This window comes from Actinokineospora terrae (assembly GCF_900111175.1).
GTDB lineage: Bacteria > Actinomycetota > Actinomycetes > Mycobacteriales > Pseudonocardiaceae > Actinokineospora > Actinokineospora terrae.
In genome coordinates this window covers 486,214-507,138 of sequence record NZ_FOGI01000002.1, presented here as the reverse complement: position 1 = coordinate 507,138, position 20,925 = coordinate 486,214, and the positions used below count along the sequence as shown (strand labels likewise).

Below are 20,925 nucleotides of genomic sequence, written 5' to 3'. Positions count from 1 at the left end.
CCTCGGGGCCTAGAAGGCCGTGTGCGCCAGCCAGTGGTCCAGCTCGGCCCGGTCGCCTGTGACGGTGATTCCCTGGTCGTCGGGAGTCAGACGGCGGGCGAACAGCCACAGCAGGTCCTCTACGCGGCCGGACGCGGTCACAGTCGCCTCGACCTGGGTGGTGGTGTGCTCGAAGGCAAGCCCATCCGGCTTGCGAGTGATCAGCCAGCCCCGCCCCGAGGTCGCCAGCAGCAGGACAGTCTCGCCGTTGCCGTGCAGCTTGAGCAGGGAGGGCTTCACGGCTGCGGCCTCAGGCGAGGTCAGCAACTCCAACCCCTCGGTGATGACCTCCTCCGCCAACTCCGCCCCCACGGCGTACTCCTTGCCCGCGGCGATGGCGGCGTCCGCGCGGTGGATGGTCATGTCGGCGACCATGCGCCGCAGCCAGAACACCGAGGGCAGCGTGCCGAAGAACGTCCACACCAGCGCCGACCCGTCACCGACGGCGTCGATCAGGCCCTCCGCGTCCGCGCGCATCGTCCCCACCCAGGTCGCGGGGTCGCCGGGGTCGGACTCCATCGAGTTCGGGATCTGGGTGACCTGCCCGGTCCGCGCGATCTCCGCGCTCCAGCGCAACGCCTGGTCGGCGTGCCCGACGAGGTGCCGCACCTGCCACTGCGGGCAGGTGGGGACGGGGGCGTGCGGGTCGATGCCGACCAGTGCCGCGGCGAGGGCGGCGGTCTGGTCGCGCAGCGCCGAGGCGAGGTGGACGATCTGCACAGCGGTGCTCCTCTCAGAGGTGACCCTCTTACCGTAGGAGTCCCCACTGACTCACACGCTTGGCTGGTCGAGTCCCGTGCTCGCTCCATCGGGGTCTACCAGGCCGAGGTAGTAGGGCTTCAGGCGTGGGTAGTAGTCGTCGAACGACGGCTGCGGGGTGCCCTCCCGCGCCGCGACCAGCAGGTCGAGGTAGTACTCCCACCCCGGGCCCATCTCACCGATGGCGTCGAGGTTCTGCAGGTGGTGGACCAACCGCAGCCTCGTGCCGTCCGCGACCGGCGACACCAGCAGGTCCATCCGCCACGAACCGTTCTCGTCGAGCACGGACAGGCCCAGCCGCCGGGGCGGGTCGCACGCCTCGATCCGCGCGTCGAACCACGGCTCGCCCTCCTCGAACACCATCTGCACCCGGATGGTGTTGCCCGGCGCCCCGTTCCCCTCCCACGGCCCGAACCACCGTGCCGTGCGCTCCGGTTCGGTGATGCTCGCCCACACGTCCTCCGGCGACCCCCGGAACGTGCGGCCCACCACGAGCTCGCTGCCCACGGCCGTCCGGAACAACTCTCCACTCACCCTGTGTCCTCTTCCCGCCGGGCCAGGCGGTCCCGCCGCGCCCTGCGCACCTCGGTGTCCAATGCCGCCAGGTTCACCCCGGCCGCCCGCTCGAACCCGGTCAGCCACCGCGCCAGCTCGGTCAGCGGCGCGGGGACGAGCCGGTAGACGCGCTGCCGACCGATGACCTGGTCGCTGACCAGGCCTGCCTCGCGCAGCACGCGCAGGTGGCGGCTCACCGCGGGCCTGCTGATCTCGAACCGCCCGGCGATGTCGCCCGCGGCCAGGTCCCCGTCCCGGAGCATCAGCAGGATCCGCCGCCGCACCGGGTCGGCGATCGCCCCCGCCACCTCGTCCACGGCAGAAGCGTAACTGATGTGTTACGCGTTGGCCAGCGAAAAGCCCCCGCGCCGAGTGGCACGGGGGCTCTTCGAGCTGCCTACTTGCCCGCCAGGGCCTTGAGGCCCGCGTAGTCACCGGCGCCGAGCAGGCGGCGCGAGGTGTCACAGGGGGAGCTGGCCGGGGTCATGGTCTGGGCGGCGTTCTTGGCCTGGTCGACGTGGCCGAGGCCGGCGGTGTGCAGGCGCTCGTGGGTCAGGGTGGTCTCCAAGTCGTACTGCTGACCGGTGCAGTTGGCGGGCTTGGTGGTGAACCAGGTGTAGGCCACGTTGTCGATGAGGGTGTCAGAGGCGACGACGACGCCGCGCGCGTTGTAGAACGTGCAGGTGTAGGCCAGGACCTTGGTGGGCAGCGCACCCCAGCCGGTGACCGACTTGCCGTCGTTGCCGGTGCAGGTGCCGTTGGAGCTGACCTGCGGCTTGAGGGTGGTGGTGCCGCCGTAGGTGTAGGTCGAGGTGGTGAGGGCGGCCTGACCGCAGCGGTTGGCGCCCTTGGCGACGGTGTTCGTAGAGGCCGTGATGGTGTTAAGAGCGGTGCCCGCGATGTTGGACGGGACACCCGCGCTGTTGTAGAGCCAGGTCAGTGAGCCGACCTTCCAGGTCTTGAGCGCGTAGGTGGCGTCGGAGCAAGAGGTGTCCGCGGTGGCCTTGGCGGCGGTGGTCACATTGGCGTCACCGGTGGGCTCGTCGAAGGTGAAGGCCTCGCTGACGACGTAGATCTGCTCGTCGGCGGTGGCGTTGGCGACCGGGAGCTGGGTCACGATCACGGCGGATGCCGCGATGGCGGTGGCGACGAGAGCGGCGATCCGGTTGCGACCCATGTGTGCGTCCCCTTCGGCTCCTGGCTGGATGACACAAGAGTCAGCCGGGGCGGGAGCGGGACAGGTCGTCGTTCGGGAGTGCGACGGGTGCAACGCGCCAGGGCGGTACAGGGGTGAATCGGCCCCGGCGCGGCGGGCATGAGAGGAGTGCGGCTGTGAGGTCGGGTCGCACTGGGACCGGGCGGTCCCAGTGCCGCCCGCGGCTAGGCCAGGTGCGCGAACAGCTGCGCGATGTCGCTCTTGACGGCGTTGACGACCTTCGCGTCGTTGATCTGGTTGCCCACGTAGTGCTCGGAGGCCTTGCGGTTCTTGCCCGCCATGTCGATGAGCTTGTCGGTGGTCTTGACCTCACCGTCGTCGCTCACCTCGTAGAACACGTGCGGGTTCTCCTTGCGGGTGAGGGTGAGGTGGCACAGGTTCCAGGTGTCGGTGCCCGCGCCCTTCTTGCTGGGCTTGGTGATGGTGATGTGCGCGTCGACCACCGTGTCGCCGAGGGTGACCTTGAGGCCGTTGAGGTAGATCCAACCACCGTCGGACTTGCCCTCGTAGTCCACTGACGGCGTGCCGAAGTCGATCTGCACCATGGTGGTCAGCGTGTGGTGGATGTTGGGCCACTTCGTGACGGTCTCGCTCGCGGACGGCATCGGCCACCTTCGTTTCCGGTATGGGGGGGTGTTGACACCACGCTCTTCGTGCGACGTACGCGGCTCGTTACGCCATGATCGTTACGCCATCCGAGTGACCTGTGACGTCCACAGTGGATGATTGGCGGCGCGCGGTCGGCCGCACGCCGGTGTCCGGATATCGGAATCACCCGGTGGACCGCGATTTCCCCACTATTGACACCTTCCCGGCACTGCACTTCAATCCGACATATGGTCCAGACCAATTCCCTGATCGGTCCGGCCGACGCATCCCCTGCACTCCCCGTCAGCCCACCTCACCCGGGAGGTCCCGTGCGTACCCGACATCGCTTGTTCACCGGCTTGGGCGCCGCAGCGCTCATCGCCGCGGGGTTGGTGATCACCCCGATCGCCGCCCACGCCGACAACCTGCTCACCAACCCCGGCTTCGAGTCCGGCACGCTGTCCGGCTGGACCTGCGCGGGTGGCACCGGCTCCGTGGTCGGCACCCCCGTGCACGGCGGGAGCAAGGCCCTCGCCGGTGCCGCGTCGGCGAGCAACAACGCCCGCTGCGCCCAGACGGTGGCGGTCAAGCCGAGCACCGCGTACACGCTGTCCGGGTGGGTGCGCGGCAACTACGTGCACCTCGGTGTCACCGGCGGCGCGGTCAAGTGGGCCAACTCGGCTTCCGGCTACACCCAGCTCAGTATCTCGTTCACGACCACCGCGAGTCAGACCAGTGCGGAGGTCTACCTGCACGGTTGGTACGGCCAGGGCACCTACAACGCGGACGACATCGCGCTCGACGGTCCTGGTGGCGGTGGCGGTAACGACACGCAGGCGCCGACCGCGCCCGCGAACCCCCGGGTCACCAGTGTCACCGCGAACAGCGTCTCGCTCGCTTGGGATGCCTCGACGGACAACGTGGGCGTCACCGGTTACGAGGTCGTCCGGTCCGGGCAGGTAACCCCGGCCACCGGCACTAGCGCTACCGTCACCGGTCTCTCGCCCAGCACCTCTTACAGCTTCACGGTTCGGGCCAAGGACGCCGCTGGCAACACCTCTCCCGCGTCGGCCGCGGTCACCGCGACCACCGGTAAGGACGACGGCAACCCCGGCCCGCGCTTCATCCAGGCCGCGCCGTACCTCTACCTCGGGTGGGGCAACCCGCCTGCCGCGGCGGACGTGATGCGCGCGACCGGCGTCAAGTGGTTCACCATGGCGTTCATCCTCGCCCAGAACGGCTGCAACCCGACCTGGGACAGCCAGCGCCCGCTCAAGGGCGGCGTGGACGAGAACAACGTCAAGGCCATCCGCGCGGCGGGCGGTGACATCGTCCCGTCGATCGGCGGGTGGAGCGGCAACAAGCTCGGCCCGAACTGCGCCACCGCCGAACTGCTGGCGGGCGCCTACCAGAAGGTGATCGACGCCTACGGCCTCAAGGCCATCGACGTCGACATCGAGAACACCGACGAGTTCGAGAGCGCCGCCGTGCAGGACCGGATCCTCACCGCGCTCAAGATCGTCAAGACCAACAACCCCGGCCTGCGCACCATCCTCACCTTCCCGACCCTCAACACCGGCCCGAACTCCTGGGGCAACCGGCTCATCGAGCAGGCCAAGGCGCTCAACGCCAACATCGACAACTTCACCATCATGCCCTTCAACTTCGGCGGCGCCGCCGACATGTACGCCGCCACCGTCAACTCCACCGAGGGCCTGAAGAACAAGCTCAAGTCCACCTTCGGCTGGACCGACGCCGAGGCCTACGCCCACGTCGGCATCTCCGGCATGAACAACGCCAGCGACGCGGGCGAGAACACCACCCCGCAGATCTGGACCCGGATCCGCGACTGGTCCAACGCCAACCACATCGGCAGGTTCTCCTTCTGGGCGGTCAACCGCGACCGCCCGAACTGGGAGTTCACCGCCATCACCGCGGGCTTCACCGGCTGATCCGCTGCTCTTCCGCTGCCCGGGCCACCATCTGGCCCGGGCAGCTTTGTGTCTACTGTGGATGGCTTCGCGGTCCGGGGCGGTGGCTCTCTTGTGGCGGACGGGGACGGGCGCATCAACTGATCGGTCGATCCGAGTGGCCGACCGGTGGATAGGGGCGCTCGGTGGTGCGCGGTCGCTCTTCTTCTCCTTCGAGACCACCGATCCACTTGAGGCGATGGCGTTACGCCCAGTGGAGTGGCTCATGACACCGCTGGGCATGCTCTGTGTCGGTTGCGCTGCCTTGGTCGGTACGTGGGCCGCTCGGCGCGGGGTGATCTCCGATCCCGCATGGCATCGCGCGTTGCTGCCCCTGACGGCCGCCATCGGTCTGAGTCTGCTAGGTGGATTATCGGCTGGCCTTGCGGTTGGCGGGTTCTGGGAACCAGAGGGCATGGCCGCGCTCTGGATCACATCGGCGTTGCGCGTGTTACCGGCATCGCGGGCGGTTGGGCTATGCGGCGCTGATCGGCTTGGTCGCACTGCGCATCGGGAATCGGCGTGGACCGGTGGTGCTCGCCATCACCGCGTGCGGGGAACGATCGTTTAGCTGCTACCTGTTCCAATCCGTGGTCTTCGTGGCACTCCTGTCGTCCTACACCCTCGGACCGGGCGAGACGCTCGGTACGGCAGAAGTGGCGGTGATTGCACTCGCGACGTGGGTTGTCTCAGTGCTGCTCGCCGACCTGTTGCGCCAAGCGGGCGTAAGAGGTCCAGCCGAGGTGCTGCTCCGCCGCCTCACCTACCGGACGGCAGCGCGGTGAACTCCGCACACGAACAACAACGCTGGGACCAGATCTGGGCTCTAGCGCCCTACTTGCGTTGGCGTGCAATGTGTCCGTGGCGACCAACGTCCATCTGATCACCGTGGTTATCGCTGCCGTGCTCGCCATCTGGCACTGGTGGTTCGTGTGTCCTACATGGAGGACGTGATCGTCCTGGACGTCCGCGACGACGGGGCGGGGATCGAGACCTCGGCCGCCCCGGGTTCGGGCTCACCGCGTTGCGGGAGCGGGTCCGGTCGCTGGCGGGGTTCGTGGAGGTCGAGTCGGCACGACACGGATTCCGATGTGCTCCCGGCAGAGCTCTGCATCAGCGAGGCGACGGTGAAGACCCACCTGCTGCACATCTACGTGAAGCTCGGATCCTCGACTGATCCAGGCCTCGATCCGGGCTAGTCCGCCGCGGACAGGTGCTCGGCCAGGATGTTGCGGTGCGTCTCGCTGGCGGCGCGGTAGCGGTCGCGGCCCGCGTCGGTGATGCGGACGAAGACGCCGCGGCGGTCGGCCTCGCACAGGGCGCGTTCGACCAGGCCCGCGCGTTCCAGGCGGGCGACGGTGCGGGAGAGCGCGCTCTGGCTGAGGTACATGGCTGCGGCGAGGTCCAGCATCCGGAGTTTGTCCGCGTCGTGCGCGGCGAGCCGGTCGAGGGTCTCGAACTCGTTCATGCTGACGCCGTGGGACTCCTCGAGCTCCCGGTCGAGCCTGCAGGCGATCTCGTTGTAGCGCGCGGTCATCGACCGCCACTGGTCGACGAGCTCCGGTCCCTGCGCCATGGCGGGCACCCTACCACGCGCCAACAACTTATGTCAAAGCATCTTACCCGTTGGCATATTATGTTGGCGCATTAGATGCGAGCGCATGTAGTTTTCGAGTGTGCCTTTCCTCGAAACGCCCACGGCCCCTGCCTCGGCCGCAGGCCCTGTCCCCGGACCCGGTGCCACCACCGGTCCCCTCCCCGACCCGACCGCCGCCGCCTGGCCCGCCCGCCTCTGGGGCGTGCTGGCCGTCCTGTGCGTCGTGCTCTTCCTCGACGGCATGGACGTGTCCATGGTCGGCGTTGCGCTGCCGTCCATCGGCGCCGAACTCGGCATGTCCGAGTCCTCGCTGCAATGGCTGGTGAACGGTTACGTCCTCGGCTACGGCGGGCTGCTGCTGCTCGGCGGCCGCACCGCCGACCTGCTCGGCCGCCGCCGGGTGTTCCTCGTCGCCCTGGCCGCCTTCGCGGTGGCCTCCCTCGTCGGCGGCCTCGTCGACGACGGGGTGCTGCTCGTGGTCACCCGGTTCATCAAGGGCCTCGCCGCCGCCTTCACCGCGCCGACCGCCATGTCCATCCTGACCACGACCTTCGCCGAGGGGCCCGCCCGCAACCGGGCGCTGTCGATCTTCACCGTGTTCGGCGCCAGCGGGTACTCCTCCGGCCTGATCCTGGGTGGCCTGCTCACCAGCGCCGGGTGGCGCTGGACGTTCCTCACGCCGGTGCCCATCGCGCTCGCGGCACTGGTGGTCGGCATGCGGCTGATCCCGCGAGACACCGCGCGAGCCGAAGGCGGCCACGACATCTGGGGCGCCGTCACGCTCACCGGGGGCACGCTGCTCGCGGTCTACACCGTCGTCACCGCACCGGAACGCGGGTGGCTGTCACCGATCACGCTGGCGTCGGTGGCCGCGGTCGTCGCGCTGCTGACCACCTTCGTCCTGATCGAGAACCGCATCGCGCACCCGCTGATCCGGCTGGGCATCCTGCGCATCGGCTCGGTGGTGCGGGCGAACCTGAGCGTGGTCGCGCTGATGGGGTCCTACATCAGCTTCCAGTTCATGATGACGATCTACCTGCAGAACGTCCTCGGCTGGGCACCGCTGACGATGGCGCTCGCCCTGCTGCCCGCGGGCATCGTGGTCGTGCTCGGCTCGCCGCTGGTCGGCAGGTTGATCGACCGGTACGGCACCGAGCGGCTGATCCTGGCCTCGATGGTGTCGCTGAGCCTCGGGTACGTGTGGTTCCTCGTGTCCGCGGGCACCACGCCGGACTACCCACTGGCCATCCTGCCCACGATGCTCTTACTCGGCGGCGGGTTCGGGTTCGGGTTCAGCGCCATCATGGCCCAGGGCACCGACGGCATCGACGACGCCGAACAGGGCCTGGCGGCCGGGCTGCTGCAGACCTCGGGCCAGGTCGGCTCCGCGCTGGTCCTCGCCGTGGTCACCGCCGTCCTCGCGGGCTCGACGGCCACCGACCTCAGCGCGTTCCGCCCCGGCCTCAACCTGGTCACCGGCGTCGCTGTCGCGGGACTCCTGCTGAACCTCGTCCCCCTGGCCCGCCGCCGCACCCGCCAACACTGACACCGCCGCCGACACCGACACCGACACTGGAACCGAGCCTTGCCGCCATGCCGACCTCGCTACTCGCACCGACCGTGCCGCCAACGTCGATGTCGCTGTCAACCCGGTGTGGTCGCCGCCCAGCACTGACAATCCTGTTCCGCCACCGCATGTCGTCGGATCCGCTACCCGGGGGAGGTGTCCTGATCTCTGCCGTCCGCCCGAGCAGATGGTGTGCGTCGTCCTGATCGTTGCCACGTTGTCGAAGGAGGTGGTTCTCCGGCCCGAGTGCCCGAGTGCCCGAGTGCCAGAGTGCCCGAGTGCCGGCGGGGTTCTCCGCCGGGGTGCGGGGTCGGTGGTGTGGGGTTCGGTGCGGGATCACCGGTACGAGTGATCTTCCTTGGAAGGTCATCTTGGCGGCGCCTACGGTGGACGCGGTTGTTGTGACCGGCTTGTGGATTGCCCGCGTGGACCTCAGGTCCGCACCGCATCGGAGGCACCCAGCGATGGCGAACCCGTTCAGCACCATCCCGTCCGCGCCGGGGGCGGTGCCGGTGTTGGGGCACGCGCCGCGATTGGTGCGTGATCCGTTGGGGTTCCTGGAGTCGTTGCCCGCGCTGGGCGATCTGGTGCGGGTGCGGCTGGGGCCGATGCGGGCGGTCGTGGTGTGCGGGGTGGAGCTGACCGACGTGGTGCTGCGGGACGACCACGTCTTCGACAAGGGAGGTCCGTTCGGGGATCGGGTTCGGGAGTTCGCGGGGGACGGCCTGTCCTCGTGTCCGCACCACCTGCACCGGCGGCAGCGTCGGCTGGTGCAGCCCGCGTTCCACGCGAGCAGGCTGCCGGACTACGCGCGGGTGATGGCGCGGGAGGCGGCGGCCGCGGCGGGGAGCTGGGGCGACGGTGAGGTGCTCGACGTGTTGCCGCGGTTGGTGGCGATCACGTCCCGCATCGTGGCGGCGACCATGTTCTCCGACACGCTGTCCGAGGCCGGGCTGGACCAGGTGCTGGCCGACACCACGGTCCTGCTCACCGGGATGTACCGGCGGATGATGACGCCGCCGATCCTGGACAACGTGCCGACGCCGGGCAACCGGGCCTACCGGAAGGCGACGGTGCGGCTGCGGCAGACGCTGCACCAGATCGTGGTGGAGCGCAGGCGCACCGTCGCGGGCGACGGTTCCGACAACGGCGACCTGCTCTCGGCGTTGCTCGCGGCGCAGGACCCGCAGACCAGGGGGCGGTCGACCGATGTCGAGTTGACCGACCAGCTGATCACGTTCTTCATCGCGGGGTCGGAGACCGCCGCCAGCACGCTGGCGTGGGCGCTGCACGTGCTGGGCACCGACGCCGAGTTGCAGGCGCGGGTCCGGGCCGAGGCGGCGGGGATCCTGGCCACGCGGGTGGCGGCGGGCCACGACACGACCACCGGGAGGTTGATCACGGAGACGATGCGCCGGTGGCCGCCGGTGTGGATGTTCACCCGCACCACCACCATGGCCACCCGGCTCGGCGACCACGAGATCCCGGCCGACACGGCGGTGATCATCAGCCCGCACCTGGTGCACCACCGCCCGGACCGCTACCCGGACCCGCACCGGTTCGACCTCGACCGGTGGACCTCGGCGCCGACGCCCCGCTCGCCGTACCTGCCGTTCGGCGGGGGCCCGCGCAAGTGCGTCGCCAACACCTTCGCCCTGACCGAGATCAGCATCGTCCTAGCCGCCATCACCACCCGATGGCACATCGAGCCCGTCGCCGGCACCGAAGTCCGCGCGTCTCCCACCGCGACCCTGCGCCCCCGCGGCCTCCGCCTCCGCGTCACCGCCCACCCCAACACCACCGACCTACCAAGCCAACGCCAAGCCCACACCCCCACCCACCCCGAACCCAAGTCCGTCTAAACCCCCACCACGACTCGATTCGACGAGAACCCCGACCACACCAAAACCGACGCTGGCCGTGTCGGAACCTAGGGCTGGCGGGTGCCGGGGGTTAGAGGAGCGTGCTGGCCTCGGTGAGGGTGTGGCGGAGGATCCGTTCGATCTCGTCGAACTCTGCCTGGCCGCAGATCAGTGGTGGGGCTACCTGGACGACGGGGTCGCCGCGGTCGTCAGGGCGGCAGTAGAGGCCGTTGTCGAATAGGGCCTTGGGGAGGTAGCCGCGGATCAGGGTTTCTCGTTCCTCGGCGGTGAGGGTCTGCTTGGTGTTCTTGTCCTTCACCAGTTCCACGGCCCAGAAGTAGCCGTCGCCGCGGACGTCGCCGACTACGGGGAGGTCGAGGAGGCGGCGCATGGTGGTGCCGAAGGCGGACTCGTTGGCCAGGACGTTCTCGTTGAGGCGTTCCGAGTCGAAGATGTCCAGGTTGGCCAGGGCGACGGCGGCGGCGACCGGGTGACCGCCGAAGGTGTAGCCGTGTGGGAAGACGGTCTTGTCGCGCAGGAACGGCTCGACCACCCGGTCGGTGGTGATCATGGCGCCGATCGGGGCGTAGCCGGAGCTCATGCCCTTGGCGCAGGTCACGATGTCGGGCTGGTAGCCGAACTTCGCGCAGGCGAAGGTGCTGCCGTGCCTGCCGAACGCGCAGATGACCTCGTCGGAGACCAGCAGCACGTCGTGCTTGTCGCAGATCTCGCGGACCCGCTGGAAGTAGCCGGGCGGGGGAGTGAAGCAGCCGCCGGAGTTCTGCACCGGTTCCAGGACCACCGCCGCGACGGTGTCCGGGCCCTCGAACAGGATCGCTTCCTCGATCCGGTCCGCCGCCCACCGGCCGAACGCGACCGGGTCGTCCGCGTGCTCGGTGGCCCGGTAGATGTTGGTGTTGGGCACCCGGAAACCGCCCGGGGTCAGCGGTTCGAACTGCTGCTTCATCGCGGGCAGCCCGGTGATCGCCAGCGCGCCCTGCGGGGTGCCGTGGTAGGCGATCGCGCGGCTGATCACCTTGTGCTTGAGCGGGCGGCCGGTCAGCTTGAAGTACTGCTTGGCCACCTTCCAGGCGCTCTCCACCGCCTCGCCGCCGCCGGTGGTGAAGAAGACCCGGTTCAGGTCGCCGGGTGCCGCCGCCGCGAGCCGCTCGGCCAGCTCGATCACCGGCGGGGTCGCGTAGCCCCACACCGGGAAGTACGCCAACTCGGCGGCCTGCGCCGCCATGACCGACGCCAGTTCCCGGCGCCCGTGCCCGGCCTGCACGACGAACAGGCCGGACAGCCCGTCCAGCACCCGTCTGCCCCGGTCGTCCCAGATGTAGGCGCCCTCGCCGCGGGTGATCACCGGGGTGCGGTCGGCGGAGAGCCTGGTGAAGTGCGGCCACAGGTTCCCCCAGCCCGCCGAGGCGGAGCCGGTCGAGGTGGGGCCGTGCTCGGTGAGGGTCATGTCCGGTGCTCCTCGGGAGGTCAGTCGTTGCGGGGGAAGCCGAGGTCGACGCCGCGGTGGCCGTCGTCGGGCCAGCGGGAGGTCACGACCTTGCCCCTGGTGAAGAAATGCACGCCGTCGGTGCCGTGGGCGTGGGTGTCGCCGAACAGCGAGTCCTTCCAGCCGCCGAAGGAGTAGTACGCGACCGGCACCGGGATCGGGACGTTCACCCCGACCATGCCGACCTCGATCTCGTTGGCGAACCGCCGCGCCGCGCCGCCGTCGTTGGTGAAGATCGCCGTGCCGTTGCCGTAAGGGTTGCCGTTGACCAGCGCGACCGCCTCGGCGTACGTGTCGACGCGGACCACGGACAGCACCGGGCCGAAGATCTCGTCGGTGTAGACCGACATCCCGGGGGTCACGTGGTCGAGCAGCGTCGGGCCGAGGAAGAACCCGGACCCGTCCGCGTCCGGCTCCACGTCCCGGCCGTCCACCACCACCGTGGCGCCCGCCTGCTCGCCCGAGGCGACGTATCCCGCCACCTTGTCGCGGTGCGCGCCGGTGATCAGCGGACCCATGTCGCAGCCGCGCCTGCCGTCCCCGGTGCGCAGTCCCCGCGCGCGCTCGGCGATCGCGGCCACCAGCGGGTCGGCCACCGCGCCGACGGCGACCACGACGCTGATCGCCATGCACCGCTCGCCCGCCGAGCCGAACCCGGCGTTGATCGCGGCGTCCGCGGTCAGGTCCACGTCGGCGTCGGGCAGCACGACCATGTGGTTCTTCGCCCCACCCAGTGCCTGCACGCGCTTGCCCGCCGCGCCTGCCCGCTGGTGGACGTACCTCGCCACCGGGGTCGACCCGACGAACGACACGGCCTTGATGTCCGGGTGGTCGAGCAGGCCGTCCACGGCTTCCTTGTCGCCGTTGAGGACCGTGAACACCCCGTCCGGCAGTCCCGCCCGCTGCCAGAGCCTGGCCAGCAGCAACGCGGCCGACGGGTCCTTCTCGCTCGGCTTGAGCACGACCGTGTTGCCCGCCGCGATCGCGATCGGCACGAACCACAGCGGCACCATCACCGGGAAGTTGAACGGGCTGATCACCGCGACCGGACCCAGCGGCTGCCGGGTGGCGTGCACGTCGACCCCGGTCGAGGCGTTCTCCGTGTGGCCGCCCTTGAGCAGGTGCCCGATGCCGCAGGCGAACTCGACGACCTCCAGCCCGCGCGCCACCTCGCCCTGGGCGTCGGAGACGACCTTGCCGTGCTCGGCGGTGATGACCTCGGCCAGCTCGTCCTTGGCCTCGTCCAGCAGCTGGCGGAAGGCGAACAGGACCCGGGTGCGCCGGGAGATCGGGGTGTCGCGCCAACCGGGGAACGCCCCGGCCGCCGCCGCCACCGCGCGGTCGACATCGGCCGCGCCCGCCAGCGCCACCTGCCTGGCGACCTTGCCGGTGGCCGGGTCGAACACGTCCGCCGTCCGGTCGGACTCCCCGGCGGACTCAGCGCCACCGATCCAGTGCCCCACGATCTCCGCGCCCATCCGCTCCCCTTCGCCCGCTGGTCCTCCCAGCCTCGACCAGCCGACCGGCCCCGGCTAGTTACACAGTGCAGCTGATCGGGATCGATGCCCGACGATGTGTAAAACGCCGTGCTAGCGTCGGCCCATGTACCCCACGGTGGCGGAGGTGCTCGCCACGCCCAGCGTCCAGGCGGGTGACCCGAGGGTGCGCGCGGGCGAGCAGGCGCTCGGCGAGCCGGTCCGCTGGGTGCACGTCAGCGAGATCGCCAACGTCGCGGGCACCCTGGAGGGCGGCGAACTGCTGCTGTCCACCGGCATCGTCGCGGTCGACCCCGGTGTCGACCTCGCCGCCTACATCGCCGCGCTGCGCGACGCGGGCGCCAGGGGACTGGTCGTCGAGCTGGGCCCGCACCTGCCCGCGCTGCCGGAGCCGATGGTCCGCACCGCGCGGCGGCTCGGGTTCCCGCTGGTCGAGCTGCGCCGCACGGTCCGGTTCGTGGAGATCACCGAGGCGGTGCACGCCAGGATCGTCAACGTCCAGCACGCCCGGCTGCGGTTCACCCAGCAGGTCAACGAGGTGTTCACGACGCTGACCGTGGAGGGCGCCCGGGTCGAGGAAGTGCTGGCGCAGGCGGGCGCGCTCAGCGGGCACCCAGTGGTGCTGGAGGACCTCGCGCACCACGCGGTCGCCTTCAGCGGGACCACCAAGGCCGCGGAAGTACTGCGCGACTGGGAATCCCGGTCCCGGTTGGCGGCCGCGGGCGGCGAGACGGCGGTCGCGGGGCCGGAGCGGTGGCTGTGCACGCCGGTCGGTCCGCGCCGGGGTCGCTGGGGCAGGCTGGTCGTCCCCGTCGCGGTGACCGACCTGGACCAGGTGACCGGCGTGCTGGAGCGCGCCGCCGCGACCCTCGCGATCACCCGGATGCTGCACGGCGACGGCAAGGACGTCGCCCTCGACGCGCACGGCGGGATGCTGCGCGACCTGCTCACCGGCCAGATCACCGACGAGCAGGCGATGGGCGCCCGGCTGCGGGCGATCGGCCTGCGGGTGGGCAGGGCCTACGCCGTGCTCGTCCTGGCCGTCGGCTCCGCGGGTGCTCCCTCCGCCGACGCCGACCACGCCGCGCTCGACGCCGCCGCCGCGACCGCGCGGACCCAGGGCCGGGCCGCGTTGACCGGCATCACCGCCCCCGGCCGGGTCGCGGTCGTGTTCTCCTGCCCCGCCGAGACCGACGAACCCGCCGCCGTCCGCTCGTTCCTCGCCGCGATGACCACCCACCCACGGCTGCCCGCGGGCCTGGTCGCCGCCGCCGCGACCCCCGCGACCCGCTTCTCCGGCCTGTCCGCGGCGCTGGAAGAGGCGTCCCACATCGCCGACGCCGTGGCCGCCGACCCGGACCGAGTCGACGCGCGGCAGGTCTACCGCACCCGTGACCTGGGCGCGCGGGGCCTGCTCTGGTCGCTGCGCGCCGACCCCCGGCTGCACCAGTTCGCCGAACTGCAACTGCACCCCCTGCTCAACCACCGCGCGCACCGGCCGGGGGAGGAGCAGGACCTCTTGGACCTGCTGCGCTCCTACCTCGCCAGCAACGGCAACGTCGCCGTACTCGCCCGCACCCTGCACCTGAGCCGACCCGCCGTGTACGCCAGGCTCAAGCGCCTCTCCGACGTCCTCGGCCGTGACATCGCCGACGCCGAGACCCGGGTGTCCCTGCACCTGGCCGTCATCGCCCACGACCTGGCCGCCAGGGGCTGACACTGTGTCGGCCCGGACGGGGCCCGGTTTACGGTGTGTCACTTGTCGCCGGGACTGTCCACGGTCGACAGTGCGGCATGGCGCAATCCGAGGTAGGACGGCCGGACCTGGCCGGGGACGCGAGCGGTACGGCCCGGCTCTCCGGGCGGCTCGGGGTCGGGAGCATCGTGTTCATGGTCATCGCCGCGGCCGCGCCGCTGACGGTGATCGGCGGGAACGTGCCGCTGGCGATCGGGTCGGGCAACGGCGCGGGCGCACCGGTCGGGTTCGTGCTGGCGGCGTTGGTGCTGCTGGTGTTCTCGATCGGGTTCGTCACGATGACCCCGCACGTCAAGGACGCGGGGGCGTTCTACTCCTACGTCACCAGGGGCCTCGGCGGGCGGATCGGGATGGGCACCGCGTACGTGGCGCTGGTGGCCTACACCGCCATCCAGGTCGGGATGTACGGCTACTTCGGGTGGGCGGTCGGTGACCTGGTCACCCACTACGGCGGCCCGGCGGTCCCGTGGTGGGTGTTCGCGCTCGGCGGCGTGGTCGTGGTCGGGCTGCTCGGCTACCGGCACATCGAGCTGAGCTCCAAGGTGCTCGGGATCGCGCTGGTCCTGGAGATCGCCGTCGTCGTCGCGCTGGACGTCGCGATCTTCGCCGACGGTGGCCCGAACGGGATCACCGGCACGTCCTTCACCCCGGACGCCATCGGGTCCGGTCCGCTGGGCATCGCCGTTCTGTTCGCCCTCACCGGGTTCATCGGCTTCGAGGCCACCGCGGTGTTCCGCGACGAGGCCCGCGATCCCGAGCGCACCATCCCGCGCGCGACCTACCTCGCCGTGGGCATCATCGGCGTGTTCTACGCGCTGTCGTGCTGGGCGATCATCGAGGGCGTCGGCGCGTCCCAGGCCAACGCGGTCGCCAACGCCGCGCTCGGCAGCGGTGGCAACATGTTGCTCGACTCCGCGGGCACCTACCTCGGCACAGTGCTGCGCGACATCATGCAGGTCCTGTTGTGCACCAGTGTCTTCGCCTGCGTGCTGTCGTTCCACAACGTCATCGCCCGCTACCAGTTCGCGCTGGCCACCCAGGGCTCGTTCCCGGCCGCGCTCGGCCGCGTGCACCCGGGCCAGGGCTCGCCCGCCGTCTCGTCGCTGACGCAGTCCACGACCGCGCTGGTGTTCGTCGTCGTGTTCGCCCTCGTCGGGCTGGACCCGCTGGTCGGCGTGTTCGGGTCGATGGCCGGTGTCTCGACGGTCGGCATGGTGCTGCTGATGCTGCTGACCTCGGTCGCGGTGTTCACCTTCTTCCAACGCGACCCACAAGCCCGCCGCGGCCGGGTCCTGACCGCCGTGATCGCCCCGATCGCCGCTGTCGTCGGGCTTCTGGTGAGTCTGTGGCTGGTCGTCTCCAACTTCACCCTCGTCACCGGCGGCAGCGTCGGCGTGAGCGTGGTCCTCGGCCTCATCCCGGCCGCCGCGCTGGTCGCGGGCATCGCCGTGGGCACTAGTCGCGGACGACGGCCAGGATCCACACCAGCAGCAGCCCGCTGATCACCGCCACCACCACGTTGGCGCCGGTCCAGCCGAGCGAGCGGAAGACCTCGGCGGAGGCCAACGAGGCGACGACGGTGATCCCGCCCGCGGCGGCCTCGATCGCGCCCTGCACCCGGCCGCCGCGCCCGGGCGGGTAGCTGCGGATCGTGTACTGGCTGCCCGACACGTAGAGCAGGTTCCATGCGACGCCCACCAGGCAGAGACCCACCGTGTAGCCGGTGACGGAGTCGTCGAGCGCGCTGGTGATCCCGCCCGCGGCCAGCGTCGCCGCGCCCAGCGCCGCGCACCTCGACGCGCCCCACCGCGTGACCAGCCGCCCGCTGATCAGCGCGGGCGCGAACATCCCGACCATGTGCCACTGGATGATCAGCGCGCCGTCGCCGGGGGTGTGGTCGTGGTGCGCGCCCGCGATCGGGCCCATCGTCATCAGCAGCGTCATCAGCCCCGAGGCCGCGCCCAGCAACACCATCGCGGTCCGGAACGTCGCCGTACGGGTCGCGGCCCGGATCGGGACCGGCTCCTCCCGTTGCGGCGCACCGGATCCACCGCCCGGGTTGCCGCGCAGGAACAGCACCAGCACCACGACCGCGAACGCCAGCACCGCGACCAGCAGGTACGACCCGGCGAACGGGGTGCCGAACAGGTCACCGCTCCAGGTCGCCGCCCACGGCCCCACCAGCGCCGCGGCGACACCCCCGAGCAGCACCGTGCTCAACGCCCTGGTCCGACCGCCCTCCGGGGCCCGATCCGCTGCCATGTAACGGAAGTAGCCACCGGTCGCCTTGTAGAGCCCGACGCACGCCGTGCCCACGCACAACAGGAGGAACGAGTGCGCGAACACCGCCCACATGGACACCAATCCGCCTGCCGTGGCGGCTGTCGCGCCCGCGACCAGGATCGCGCGGTGCCCGTGCCTGGCCGACAGCGTGCCCGCGAAGAACGAGGCGAACACGGCCACCGCGGCCATGACTGTGAACGGGACGGTGGCCAGCGCGGTCGACGGCGCGAGGTGCAACCCGACCAGCGCGGTGAGCGTGAGGTCGACGGCAAGGCCGCCGTAGTAGAGGAACTGGCAGAACGTCAGCACCGCCAGCTCCGGTGTCAACACCTGCCTCGGGGGTGTGCTGGCTGTGCTCACCGCGCGACACTGATCAGCACTCGTGCGACCCCCCAGGCCCAAGGCACCCAATCACCGCACCGTAGCAGGCCGGGTCCGCGGTGGGACCCGGCCGACGGCTCACAGCGGTGTGCTTTCCGCCTCTTCGGGCCCGCGCAGTTCCCACCGCCCGCGCCTGCGCAGAACCAATACGTAGTAAAGCGCCGCCGCGGCACCGATACCGACCGTGATGGCGAGACTGGGCCGTCCGATGACCGGGTCCAGCGCGTTCTGCCAGATGACGTAAACCAGTGCCGCCAACGCGACCACCGGCGCGACCGGGAACCACGGCATCCGGTACGCCGCGTGCGCGGTAGCCCCGGTGCGCCGCCCGTTGATCACCGCCAGGCACAGCGCCGCGTACACCGCGACGATCGAGGTGGCGGTCACCACGAGCAGGAAGTCCTTGTCGGCGAAGCACAGCGCGGTGGCGAACGCGCCGGTGGCCAGCGTCGCGATCCACGGCGTGCCCGCGGTGGGGTGGACCGAGGCGAGCGCCCGGCTGACCGTGCCCGGCCAGGCGGCGTCGCGGCCGGTGCTGAACACCATCCGCGCGGTGATCAGGATGATCGCCAGCACCGCGTTGAGGATGGCCAGCGCGATGGCCAGGCTGATCACCGTGTTCACCGTCGAGCCCGCCTTGGCGGTGACGAAGTAGCTCATCATGTTGTCCGCGGCGAACAACTCCGGCAGCGAGGGCGCGCCGAGCAGCACGGCGGTGACCGGGACGAGCTCCGCGATCACGGTGATCACCAGCGCCCACAGGATGGCGCGGGCGATGCCCCGGTGCGCGTTCGTGGTCTCCTCGCCGAAGTACACCGCCGAGCCGTAGCCGTTGTAGGAGAAGATGGCCACCGCCGCGGCCGCGGTGATCAACCCGGCGGCGGCCGGACCCACGACGCCGTCCACGGCCGCGACCGGCGCGGAGATCAGCTCGCCGAGCGGGCGGGCCGGGTCGAACAGGCCGAGCGCGCTCACCACGACCAGCGCGACCATCTCGATGGCCAGGAAGACACCGGTGATCCAGGCGTTGAGCTTGATGTCGAACACCGCGAGCACCGTCGCGCCCGCCGTGGTCACCGCCGCCACCACCGGGCCGGGCAGGCCGGGGATCAGGACCTCCAGGTAGGTGCCGACGCCGAGCGCGATCACCGCGATGATCAGCAGCTGGGTGACCAGCAGCAGGCCGAGGGTGACGAACCCGGGCAGCCTGCCCAGGGTGCGCGCGACGATCGCGTACTCGCCGCCGCTGAGCGGGTACGCCGAGGCGAGCTCCGCGTAGACGAACGCCATGAACACCCCGACGACCGCGGCGATCACGAAGCTCCAGAACGCGCCGCTGCCCGCCTGGGCCACCACGCCCGGCGCGATGATGAACACCGAGGACGCAGGCGAGATCGCGGAGAGCGTGATGAGCAGCGTGCCGAGCACCTTGAGGCCCCGGCGCAGCGTGGGCGTGGTGTTCGCGGTGGTGTCCCCGGTGGACTTCCCGGGGGGAGCGGGGGGTGGGGTGGGCGACGGATCCGGCATGGCGGTCTCCTTGCGGCGCGTTCTTTGAGTCGTCATCAAAGAACTCGGCGGCCGCCACGTCAATACCATGTCTAGAAAAGGCTGTGTTACGGCGAGCAACACACTTGCGTTCTTTGACACTCGGTTGAACAATCACCGGCATGCCGAGACCCAGTCGCGCACACCACCGCCGCGGCGAGCTGATCGCCGCCGCCCGCCAGGCCGTCCTCGACCGGGGCGTGCTCGACGTGCGGCTGCGCGATGTCGCCGACCTGGCCTCGATGTCCACCGGCTCGGTCCTGTACTACTTCCCCTCGCTGGGCGACCTGCTCTTCGAGGTGCAGCGCGAGGCGGTCGAACGGTTCTGCGTCGACCGCGAGGAAGCGGCGCGGCAGGAGTCCGACCCGCGCGGGAAGCTGGTCAGGACGATCCGCGCGGGCCTGCCCAGCGGCAAGGACGACGAGTTGTGCGTGCTGCTCTACGAACTCGGCGCCTACGCCCGCCGCGACCCCGCCTACGCCGCACAGCACATCCGCCTGTGCGAGCGCCAGGTCGCCCTCTACACCGCGATCCTGGAGACGGGCGCGGCCACCGGCGTGTTCGACCTCGGCCGCGACGCCACCACCATCGCGCGCGGTCTCGTCGCCCTGGAGGACGGCCTCGGGCTGCACCTCACCCAGGCCGTGCCCACCTTCACCGTCCCCCAGGCCGAGGCGGTCCTGCTCGCCTACGCCACCGATGCCACCCGCTGCGAACTGGAGGCCTGACATGCGAGCCCGTGACCTCGGCCTGCCGCTGACCGGAGACACCGGCCCGCACAACGCGATCACCGATGTCCCCGGCGTCGAGGTCGGCTACACGACCCTCGTGGCGGGCGACGACGTCCGCACCGGCGTCACCGCGATCCTGCCGCGCGCCCGCGAGGACGTGCACCTGCCGTGCGCGGCGGGGCGGTTCTCGTTGAACGGCAACGGGGAGATGACCGGCTCGGCGCTGGTCGACGAGATCGGCTCGGTGCGGCTGCCGGTGCTGATCACCAACACCCACGCGGTCGGACCGTGCCACCGGGGTGTGATCGACTGGGTCGCGCGCGAGAAGCCGCTGGTGGCCGAGCAGTGGCTGCTGCCCGTGGTCGCGGAGACCTGGGACGGCTACCTCAACGACATCAACGGACCGCACGTCCAGGCCGGGCACGCCATCGCCGCCATCGACTCGGCCGCGGGCGGTCCGGTCACGGAGGGGTCGGTCGGTGGCGGGACCGGGATGAACTGCTACGCCTTCAAGGGCGGCAGCGGCACCTCGTCCCGGATCGTCCAGTACGGACCGGACTCGTACACGGTCGGCGCGTTCGTGCAGGCGAACTTCGGGTCCCGCAAGGAACTCACCGTGTGCGGCGTGCCGGTGGGGGCCGCGCTCGCCGACGACAACCCGATGGAGGACGACGACTGGCTCGTGCCCCCCGGCGCGGGCTCGGTGATCGCCGTCATCGCCACCGACGCGCCCCTGCTCCCCGGCCAGTGCACCGCCCTGGCCCGCCGCGTCCCCTTGGGACTGGCCCGCACCGGCACCACCGGCTCCCACTTCTCCGGCGACATCTTCCTGGCCTTCTCCACCGGCAACGTCCTGACCCCGTCCGAGTTCCCGAAGGGCGACCCGGGTTACGACACCCTCCGGCACATCCCGTGGAACCGCATGGACGACTTCTTCGCCGCCGTCGTGCACTCCGTCGAGGAAGCGGTCCTGAACGCCCTGGTCGCCGCCGAGACGATGACCGGCCGACTGGGCCGCCGCTCGCCCGCCCTCCCGGTGGACCGCCTTGTGGACCTGGTGGTGCGGCGCTGAG

The 20,925-nt window shown here is 70.7% G+C and carries 18 protein-coding genes; 8 read left to right on the top strand and 10 right to left on the bottom strand.

Features of this window, described 5'->3' with window-relative positions; all coding sequences use genetic code 11:
• Positions 1 to 9 precede the first annotated feature (9 nt).
• The 5 genes from BMY07_RS05505 to BMY07_RS05485 all read right to left on the bottom strand — a co-directional run bounded on the left by BMY07_RS05505 (position 10) and on the right by BMY07_RS05485 (position 3,174).
• Positions 10 to 759 carry a maleylpyruvate isomerase family mycothiol-dependent enzyme gene (locus BMY07_RS05505; protein WP_092775336.1) on the bottom strand — a complete coding sequence of 250 codons (750 nt, stop codon included), beginning with the start codon at positions 757 to 759 and terminating at the stop codon, positions 10 to 12.
• 51 nt (positions 760 to 810) lie between these two features.
• The gene (locus BMY07_RS05500) at positions 811 to 1,332 is read right to left on the bottom strand and encodes an SRPBCC family protein (RefSeq protein WP_092775335.1); all 522 of its coding nucleotides are present in this window, start codon (positions 1,330 to 1,332) and stop codon (positions 811 to 813) included.
• Positions 1,329 to 1,670 (bottom strand): metalloregulator ArsR/SmtB family transcription factor, encoded by a 342-nt coding sequence (locus tag BMY07_RS05495; RefSeq protein WP_092775334.1) that lies wholly within the window; start codon positions 1,668 to 1,670, stop codon positions 1,329 to 1,331. The genes BMY07_RS05500 and BMY07_RS05495 overlap by 4 nt, the downstream gene beginning before the upstream one ends.
• Positions 1,671 to 1,750: 80 nt before the next feature.
• Positions 1,751 to 2,530, bottom strand: coding sequence for a peptidase M10A (locus BMY07_RS05490; protein WP_092775333.1), 780 nt, complete (start codon positions 2,528 to 2,530; stop codon positions 1,751 to 1,753).
• Positions 2,531 to 2,733: 203 nt separating this feature from the next.
• Positions 2,734 to 3,174 (bottom strand): hypothetical protein, encoded by a 441-nt coding sequence (locus BMY07_RS05485; RefSeq protein WP_092775332.1) that lies wholly within the window; start codon positions 3,172 to 3,174, stop codon positions 2,734 to 2,736.
• Positions 3,175 to 3,486: 312 nt separating this feature from the next.
• Here BMY07_RS05485 and BMY07_RS05480 point away from each other — a divergent pair, with 312 nt between their 5' ends.
• The gene (locus tag BMY07_RS05480) at positions 3,487 to 5,109 is read left to right on the top strand and encodes a carbohydrate binding domain-containing protein (protein ID WP_245782220.1); all 1,623 of its coding nucleotides are present in this window, start codon (positions 3,487 to 3,489) and stop codon (positions 5,107 to 5,109) included.
• A gap of 383 nt (positions 5,110 to 5,492) precedes the next feature.
• A complete protein-coding gene (locus tag BMY07_RS36035) occupies positions 5,493 to 5,912 on the top strand; it encodes a DUF418 domain-containing protein (protein ID WP_092775330.1) in 420 nt (139 codons plus the stop codon).
• Between the two features lie 410 nt (positions 5,913 to 6,322).
• Here the strand turns inward: BMY07_RS36035 and BMY07_RS05465 are convergent, their stop codons facing one another.
• A complete protein-coding gene (locus tag BMY07_RS05465; RefSeq protein WP_092775328.1) occupies positions 6,323 to 6,703 on the bottom strand; it encodes a MarR family winged helix-turn-helix transcriptional regulator in 381 nt (126 codons plus the stop codon).
• 223 nt (positions 6,704 to 6,926) lie between these two features.
• On the opposite strand from BMY07_RS05465, the gene BMY07_RS05460 reads away from it, so the two are divergent.
• Positions 6,927 to 8,270 carry an MFS transporter gene (locus BMY07_RS05460; RefSeq protein WP_092775327.1) on the top strand — a complete coding sequence of 448 codons (1,344 nt, stop codon included), beginning with the start codon at positions 6,927 to 6,929 and terminating at the stop codon, positions 8,268 to 8,270.
• Positions 8,271 to 8,755: 485 nt separating this feature from the next.
• Positions 8,756 to 10,153, top strand: coding sequence for a cytochrome P450 (locus tag BMY07_RS05455; RefSeq protein WP_092775326.1), 1,398 nt, complete (start codon positions 8,756 to 8,758; stop codon positions 10,151 to 10,153).
• A 91-nt stretch (positions 10,154 to 10,244) separates the two neighbouring features.
• Here BMY07_RS05455 and BMY07_RS05450 read toward each other — a convergent pair whose 3' ends face one another.
• Together BMY07_RS05450 and BMY07_RS05445 are read right to left on the bottom strand one after the other, a co-directional pair.
• Complete coding sequence (locus BMY07_RS05450; RefSeq protein ID WP_092775325.1) at positions 10,245 to 11,621, bottom strand: aspartate aminotransferase family protein; 1,377 nt, start codon at positions 11,619 to 11,621, stop codon at positions 10,245 to 10,247.
• A gap of 20 nt (positions 11,622 to 11,641) precedes the next feature.
• The gene (locus BMY07_RS05445) at positions 11,642 to 13,138 is read right to left on the bottom strand and encodes a CoA-acylating methylmalonate-semialdehyde dehydrogenase (RefSeq protein ID WP_092775324.1); all 1,497 of its coding nucleotides are present in this window, start codon (positions 13,136 to 13,138) and stop codon (positions 11,642 to 11,644) included.
• Positions 13,139 to 13,262: 124 nt separating this feature from the next.
• On the opposite strand from BMY07_RS05445, the gene BMY07_RS05440 reads away from it, so the two are divergent.
• On the top strand, positions 13,263 to 14,873 hold the full coding sequence (locus tag BMY07_RS05440) for a PucR family transcriptional regulator (RefSeq protein WP_092775323.1): 1,611 nt from the start codon (positions 13,263 to 13,265) through the stop codon (positions 14,871 to 14,873).
• A gap of 77 nt (positions 14,874 to 14,950) precedes the next feature.
• Positions 14,951 to 16,414, top strand: coding sequence for an APC family permease (locus BMY07_RS05435; RefSeq protein WP_092775322.1), 1,464 nt, complete (start codon positions 14,951 to 14,953; stop codon positions 16,412 to 16,414).
• On the opposite strand, the gene BMY07_RS05430 is transcribed toward BMY07_RS05435, so the two are convergent.
• The gene (locus BMY07_RS05430) at positions 16,368 to 17,555 is read right to left on the bottom strand and encodes an MFS transporter (RefSeq protein ID WP_177215458.1); all 1,188 of its coding nucleotides are present in this window, start codon (positions 17,553 to 17,555) and stop codon (positions 16,368 to 16,370) included. The two genes, BMY07_RS05435 and BMY07_RS05430, sit on opposite strands and share 47 nt — an antisense overlap.
• A 99-nt stretch (positions 17,556 to 17,654) precedes the next feature.
• On the bottom strand, positions 17,655 to 19,103 hold the full coding sequence (locus BMY07_RS05425; protein WP_092775320.1) for an APC family permease: 1,449 nt from the start codon (positions 19,101 to 19,103) through the stop codon (positions 17,655 to 17,657).
• A gap of 140 nt (positions 19,104 to 19,243) precedes the next feature.
• Between BMY07_RS05425 and BMY07_RS05420 the strand changes: the two genes are divergently transcribed.
• Complete coding sequence (locus BMY07_RS05420) at positions 19,244 to 19,849, top strand: TetR/AcrR family transcriptional regulator (protein WP_092775319.1); 606 nt, start codon at positions 19,244 to 19,246, stop codon at positions 19,847 to 19,849.
• 1 nt (position 19,850) lies between these two features.
• Entirely contained in the window at positions 19,851 to 20,924 is a 1,074-nt protein-coding gene (locus BMY07_RS05415) for a DmpA family aminopeptidase (RefSeq protein WP_092775318.1), read from the top strand.
• Position 20,925 lies beyond the last annotated feature (1 nt).